Raw genomic sequence first — 6,528 nt, forward strand, 5'->3', positions numbered from 1 at the left:
CGTTCGCTTTTAGGATGAGTAATCGTGGGATTGAGGATCTGGTTGTTGGCGGCAGGGCTTGGGTTGAGCGGGCCGCTGCAGGCCGCGAGCGCTGAGAAGGCGGAACTGGCGCGTTTCGATGCACTGCTCGGCCAAGCCGTGCAGCGCTACCATCTGCCTGGTATCGCAATTGGCGTGATCGAAGATGGCAAGATCGTCTATCGCGGCACCCGCGGCGAATTGGCCGTGGGCGAGGGCACAGCGGTCAATGACGACAGCCTGTTCAAGATCGCCTCCAACACCAAGGCGATGACCGCGGCGGTAATTGCGCGGTTGGTGCAGGCCGGCAAGTTGCGTTGGGATGATCCTGTCACCAAGCATCTGCCGCAGTTCCGCATGCAGGACCCGTGGGTGACGCGCAACATGCAGGTGCGCGATCTGCTGATCCACAACAGCGGCCTCGGCCTGGGCGCAGGCGATCTGATGCTGTGGCCCGAACCAAACAACTTTGATCGCAGCGACATCATTGCCGGTCTCGCGCATCTGAAGCCGACCGGCAGCTTTCGCAGCGAGTACGCCTACGACAACCTCATGTATGTGGTGGCCGGCGAAGTCGCCGCAGTTGCGGGTGGAAAACCATACTCGCAGCTGGTGCGCGAGGAGATATTCCAGCCGCTGGGCATGCAGCGTTGCCAGGTCGGCGCATGGTCACCGGCGGAGCTCGGCAATATCGCGCAGCCGCATCATCGTGACGGCAAGCGCAACATCGCCGCCGAGCGCGATCCTGCACAGGTCACCGATTTTCCGTCGATGGCTGCTGGCGGTATCCGCTGCAGCCTCAATGACATGCTTCGCTGGATGCAGGTGCTGCTGGATCCGGCGCAGGCACCGGGTTGGCTGGACGCGACCCAGCGGCGTGCGCTGTGGACGGCGCATATGCCGATGCCGATCAGCCAGCGCCTGCGCGACTGGGACAACACGCACTTCTACGCCTATGGCTATGGCTGGCGTCTGTCGGATATGGACGGGCAGTGGAAGGTCGCGCATACCGGCACCTTGTCCGGCATGTATTCCTCGCTGGCCTTGCTGCCGGACCGCAAGACCGGCGTGGTGATCCTGATCAACGGTGAGGGCGAGGACGCACGCACGGCGCTGATGCAGGCCATGCTCAAGCATTACACCGCACCGGCGGCGAACAATGACGTGCTGCATTACGCCAGGTTGATTGACGCCGCTGCCGCGCAGCGCCGTTCGGCAGGGCACGTGCGCCCTGCATTGCCGAAGGCACGTGCGGCCACGCCGGCGGAGTTCGGCAGCAAGGCTGGCGTCTGGCAGGACCCGTGGTTCGGTGAGGTGTCTTTGTGCCCGCGTGATGGCAAGCTGCAGTTCGCCTCGGTCAAGTCACCGCGCATGACCGGACAGGTGATGCGTGCCGGTGAACGCTGGTATGTGGCCTGGCAAGGATTGGGCGAAGATGCCGATGCCTGGCTGGAATTCTCCGGCGACGCCCAACATCCGCAGCTGCATCTACGTGCCATCGACCCGGATATCGACTTCAGCTATGACTACCCCGATCTGGAATTCCAACGTCGTGGCGATTGCCACTAAATCACTGCCCTTGTTGCTGGCACTGTTGCCGTTCACCGCGCCTGCCCAGCAGGTGCAGGTATCGGCGGCAAAGACGCCCGCACAGGCCGGTATCGTCGATGTCACCACGCTGGCCCCGGACATCGCCCTGGACATCCGCTACGCCGGCACCGACAACTTCACCGGTCGTGTCGTTCCCGGCTATGAAGCGCCGCGTTGCTATCTGCTGCAGCCGGCGGCGCAGGCCTTGGCGCGAGTGCAGCGCGGGCTGCGCGCGCGGGGCTATCGACTGCAGGTGTTTGACTGCTACCGGCCGGTGCATTCGGTGACCTCGTTCGTCACCTGGGTACACGATGCCAAGGATCAGATCGCCAAAGAGCGCTATTACCCCAACATCGACAAGAGTCGCCTGCTCGACGGCTATATCGCCGAGACCTCCGGCCATAGCCGGGCGGCGACGGTGGACCTGGGCGTTCTGGATTGCCGCAGCATGCCGTGCACTGCCTTGGACATGGGCACGGGTTTCGATCGCTTCGATGTGCTGGCGCATACCGCCAATCCTGATATCAGCGCGACGCAGAAGCAGAACCGGCAACTGCTGCTGGATGCGATGCTGGCGCAGGGCTTTGCCAACTATCCAATGGAATGGTGGCATTACACCTTCAAGCCTGAGCCCACCCCGACCACGGCCTACGACTTCCCGGTACGTTGAGCGGGGCAGGGGCGGTTAGACTGCGGTTCCCTGGATGGACCGCGCTGCGCCCATGAATCTGGTTCTGCATTACGGCCTGCTGGGCTCGCTGGAAGCTGGCTTGATCGCCTTGGCGATTGGTTTTGTGGTGTTCGCGCTGTGGTGGCAGGTGTGCCGCCGTGCAGGGCTGAGGCACGGACATGCCATCGCTTATTCCGCGCTGATAGCGGCGGCCATTGCTGCGGGCGTGGATGGCTGGAAGCTTTTTTCGCTGGGCATGGTCAACCTGCAGTCGCCGCTGTACGCAAAGTTGGCGCTGGCTTCGATCCATGATCCGGACCAGTTGGGCACGCGCGTGCTGTTTGAGTTGATCGGTGTAGCCGTTGGCGTCGGCCTGGGTTGGTTGTTGTTCAGTTCGCGGCAACCGCTGGCTGACACCACGCATGATGCTTGAGGCACCGGTATTGCATCGATAAGCACGATGCTTGGAACGCTCTAATCATCGGCTTACTTTCACTTCATGCATGGCTAACAGGGGTGGTAGCCGCTGATCCGGTGCAGGTGGTTAACAGGATGTTCGCGGCGGTTTTGAGGAGTGCAAACGATTCAGTCGCAGCTTGTCAGGGTTGGGGTGTGCGGAATTTCCGCGCTTTAGCCAACACACGAGGAAGACCTGATGACCGTACGTAATCGCACTCCACTGTTCGCCCTGGTTGCCATCGTAGGTTCCGTGCTCGCTTTGCCGGCCATGGCGCAGGATGCACAGGATCAGGCCGCCGCCGCGCAGGCACAGGCTGCGCAGGCGCAGGATTCGGCAGAACAGGCGCAGAACGCTGCTGCCAGCGCATCAAGCAGCGCCGCCAAGGCCTCGGCCGCCGCCGGTGGTGGCCAGAGCTGGGCAGATGTGGATGCCGATGGTGATGGCACCATCAGCAAGACCGAGTCGCAGGCCAATGCTGGTTTGGCGCAGGTATTTGATGAGGCGGATGGCAACAAGGATGGCAAGCTGACCGCGGATGAGTACCGGGTTTATGCGGCTGCGCATAAGAAGTAACTGGTAGCCGGGTAGGGCCCGGAGAGCACCCCTCCCCAACCCTCCCCTGCGCTATGCGCAAGGGAGGGGGTAGAAGCGGCATTGCGCGGTGAACCAGCAGTTTGCGCGATCCGCTCCCTCCCTTGCACGCAGTGCAGGGGAGGGCCGGGGAGGGGTGCTCTTGACTGTTGCACTTTGCTTGAGCTGCCAATCCAGCCAGCCAAACCCTGCCTTCCAGCCGCAATCCCCTATTCACTTCAGGGCAGATTGCTATCCTGTGCAGCATGAACATGCAGACTTCCCCCTCCGCCATCGGCCTGGTCGGCTTCGATGGCGATGACACGCTCTGGAAGAGCGAAGACTATTACCAGAAGGCCGAGCACGAATTTGGCCTGATCCTCAGCAACTACATCGACCTGCATGACGCCGGCACCGCCCAGCATCTGCTCAAGGTGCAGCGGCGCAATCTGGCCGTATTCGGCTACGGCGCCAAGGGCATGACCCTGTCGATGCTGGAAGCTGCCATCGAGCTCACCGACGAGAAGATCTCCGCGCACGACCTGCGCCAGATCGTCGAGATCGGCCGCCGCACGCTTGAGCATCCGGTCGATGTCATCGATGGCGTCCGTGAAGCCGTGGCGGCCATCGCTGCCGAATACCCGGTGGTGCTGATCACCAAGGGCGACCTGTTCCATCAGGAGCAGAAGATCGAGCGTTCCGGCCTGCTGGATCTGTTCCCGCGCATCGAGATCATCTCGGAGAAGGACCAGTCCACCTACGCCAAGGTATTGGCCGAGTTCAACATGCCGGCCGAGCGCTTCGTGATGATCGGCAACTCGCTGCGCTCGGATATCGAACCGGTGCTGGGTCTGGGCGGCTGGGGCATCCACACCCCGTACGCGATGACCTGGGCGCATGAGGCCGAACACGGCGTCTCCGCGGAAGAGCCGCGCCTGCACCACGCCGACACCGCTCACCAGTGGCCGGAAGCGGTGCGTGCCGTTGCCGCGCAGGCTGCAGCGGCACAAGGCAACTGAGGTGAGCGCGGCAGGCGTCCGGCAATCTCCACGTGGCACAGGCTTGCTGCTGCGGCTTGGATTGCTGGCAGCTGCCGTGCTGCCCCTGCCGTTGCTGGCGCAACAGCCGGCAACGGCAGCGGTGGCCGAGGTCTACGCGCCGGCCACCGGTGATGCCTGGGTGGACAAGCAGCTGGCCGATATCAACGCCTATGCCGCGCGCTACCCGGAAGCCTTCGTCGATGAGCTGGCGCGTTATGCCAGTGCGCGCCCGGGCTATGTGCAGGCCTTGCTGCAGGACCATGGCTGGAAACCCGGCGATGTCTATCTGGCCTGCTTCTGGGGCAAGCTCAACGGCAGCAACTGCCGTACCGCGGTGAAGGCCCGCGCACAACAGCCCGAGGCCAGCTGGAAAGAGGTGTTGGCTGGCCTGCAGCCGGCCCCGGACAACCTGCGCTGGCGGGCCCTGCGCCACGCCATCGTCGCCAGTTTCGACCACTGGGACCGGCCGATAACGCTGGACCCGCTGCTGCAGCGCCAGCTCGGCGACCGCGCCCAGCGCGAGGCGGCAGCGCGCAAGAGTGACGCGGAGTAAACCGCGGCGGTATTTGCTGCCCTGCAGATAGGCGCAGGGGGCGATTCCGGGCGAAAATGGCGTTCCTTCGATTTCGCGTCAAAGCGCTTTGTCATGACCGCCGACCGTTTCGTTTCGCCCGATCACATCCGCAGCCTGTTCTCGCAGGCGATGTCGCATATGTACCGCACCGAAGTGCCGTTGTACGGCACGCTGGTGGAACTGGTTGGCGCGATCAACGCCGACGTCCTGGCCGCGCAGCCGGAGCTGGCCGCGCAGATGCAGCGCAGTGGCGAACGCGAGCGCCTGGACGTCGAGCGCCATGGCGCAATCCGCGTCGGCACCGCGCAGGAGCTGGCCACGCTGGGCCGCCTGTTCGCGGTGATGGGCATGCAGCCGGTGGGTTATTACGATCTGTCGGTGGCCGGCGTACCGGTGCACTCCACTGCCTTCCGGCCGGTGGATGGCGAGTCCTTGAACCGCAACCCGTTCCGCGTGTTCACCTCGCTGCTGCGGCTGGAGTTGATCGAGGACGCCGCGCTGCGCGAGCAGGCCGCCGAGATCCTGGCCCGCCGCAACATCTTCACCGCTGGCGCGCTGCAGCTGATCGAGCAGTGCGAGCGCGATGGCGGCCTGAGCGAAGACGATGCCTGGCGCTTCGTTGTCGAGTCGCTGGAAACCTTCCGCTGGCACAACGAAGCCACCGTGTCGCTGGAGACCTATCACGCCCTGCACGGCGCGCATCGTCTGGTTGCCGACGTGGTCAGTTTCCGTGGCCCGCATATCAACCACCTCACCCCGCGCACGCTGGACATCGATGCCGCACAGGTGGCGATGCAGTCGCGTGGTCTGGCGGCAAAGGCCGTGATCGAAGGCCCACCGCGCCGCGACTGCGCCATCCTGCTGCGTCAGACCAGCTTCAAGGCGCTGGAGGAACTGGTGCATTTCCCCTCTGGCGCGGACAACGACGCCGGTACGCATACCGCGCGTTTCGGCGAGATAGAACAGCGCGGTCTCGCGCTGACGCCGAAGGGCCGTGACTTGTATGACGCTTTGCTCGCGCAGGCGCGCGGCGGCGAAGGCAGTGCCGGTGGTGACTACATGCAGCGCCTGCAGAGCGCATTCGCCGCGTTCCCGGATGACCATGCAACGCTGCGCGGCGAAGGCCTGGGCTATTACCGCTACAGCCTGACCGATGCGGGCCTTGCCGCTGATGCGGAAACCCGTGCCTTGCCAGCGGAAGTATTGATCGAGCGCGGCTTGGCGAGCGCTGATCCGATCATCTATGAGGATTTCCTGCCGGTGAGCGCGGCGGGTATTTTCCAGTCCAACCTTGGTGGCGGTGAGCAGCGTGCGTATGCAGCGCGTGCCAACCGCGATGCCTTCGAGCAGGCACTGGGCGCAACGGTCAGCGACGAGTTCGCGATCTACGAGCGCCTGCAGGCCGAGTCGCTGGCGGCCCTTAGCGCCTGACGATCAGCTCCCTCCCTTTGCCATAGGCAAGGGGAGGGTTGGGGAGGGGTGCTTTTGCCGTCTGTAGTGGGGGGGGGGGGGGGGCCGGGGGGGGGGGGGGGGGGGGGCCGGGGCGCCGCCGGGGGGGGGGGGGGCCACCCCCGCCCCCCCCGCCCCCGCGGCCGCCGGGGCGGCG

7 protein-coding genes are annotated in these 6,528 nt (G+C 64.6%); all 7 read left to right on the plus strand.

What is annotated here, in order from left to right; genetic code table 11:
* The first annotated feature begins 24 nt into the window (after positions 1 to 24).
* The 7 genes from ACVOMF_RS13650 (at position 25) to hglS (ending at position 6,353) form a co-directional block, all read left to right on the plus strand.
* On the plus strand, positions 25 to 1,587 hold the full coding sequence (locus tag ACVOMF_RS13650; protein ID WP_481509782.1) for a serine hydrolase domain-containing protein: 1,563 nt from the start codon (positions 25 to 27) through the stop codon (positions 1,585 to 1,587).
* Entirely contained in the window at positions 1,541 to 2,278 is a 738-nt protein-coding gene (locus ACVOMF_RS13655; protein WP_481509781.1) for a M15 family metallopeptidase, read from the plus strand. The genes ACVOMF_RS13650 and ACVOMF_RS13655 overlap by 47 nt, the downstream gene beginning before the upstream one ends.
* A 52-nt stretch (positions 2,279 to 2,330) precedes the next feature.
* A complete protein-coding gene (locus ACVOMF_RS13660; RefSeq protein WP_481509780.1) occupies positions 2,331 to 2,711 on the plus strand; it encodes a hypothetical protein in 381 nt (126 codons plus the stop codon).
* Between the two features lie 222 nt (positions 2,712 to 2,933).
* Entirely contained in the window at positions 2,934 to 3,311 is a 378-nt protein-coding gene (locus ACVOMF_RS13665; RefSeq protein WP_481509779.1) for an EF-hand domain-containing protein, read from the plus strand.
* 263 nt (positions 3,312 to 3,574) lie between these two features.
* A complete protein-coding gene (locus ACVOMF_RS13670) occupies positions 3,575 to 4,327 on the plus strand; it encodes an HAD family hydrolase (protein WP_481509778.1) in 753 nt (250 codons plus the stop codon).
* Positions 4,328 to 4,370: 43 nt separating this feature from the next.
* Complete coding sequence (locus tag ACVOMF_RS13675) at positions 4,371 to 4,901, plus strand: hypothetical protein (protein ID WP_481509777.1); 531 nt, start codon at positions 4,371 to 4,373, stop codon at positions 4,899 to 4,901.
* Between the two features lie 93 nt (positions 4,902 to 4,994).
* Positions 4,995 to 6,353 carry a 2-oxoadipate dioxygenase/decarboxylase HglS gene (hglS, locus tag ACVOMF_RS13680; protein WP_481509776.1) on the plus strand — a complete coding sequence of 453 codons (1,359 nt, stop codon included), beginning with the start codon at positions 4,995 to 4,997 and terminating at the stop codon, positions 6,351 to 6,353.
* The last annotated feature ends 175 nt before the right edge of the window (positions 6,354 to 6,528 follow it).

It is taken from the genome of Stenotrophomonas sp. STEN022 (assembly GCF_056760155.1).

Bases quoted from the DNA above. Each gene is read 5' to 3' on its own strand.
- ACVOMF_RS13655 (WP_481509781.1), top strand. From the start codon at position 1,541: ATGACTACCCCGATCTGGAATTCCAACGTCGTGGCGATTGCCACTAAA.
- ACVOMF_RS13660 (WP_481509780.1), top strand. From the start codon at position 2,331: ATGAATCTGGTTCTGCATTACGGCCTGCTGGGCTCGCTGGAAGCTGGC.
- ACVOMF_RS13665 (WP_481509779.1), top strand. From the start codon at position 2,934: ATGACCGTACGTAATCGCACTCCACTGTTCGCCCTGGTTGCCATCGTA.
- ACVOMF_RS13670 (WP_481509778.1), top strand. From the start codon at position 3,575: ATGAACATGCAGACTTCCCCCTCCGCCATCGGCCTGGTCGGCTTCGAT.
- hglS (WP_481509776.1), top strand. From the start codon at position 4,995: ATGACCGCCGACCGTTTCGTTTCGCCCGATCACATCCGCAGCCTGTTC.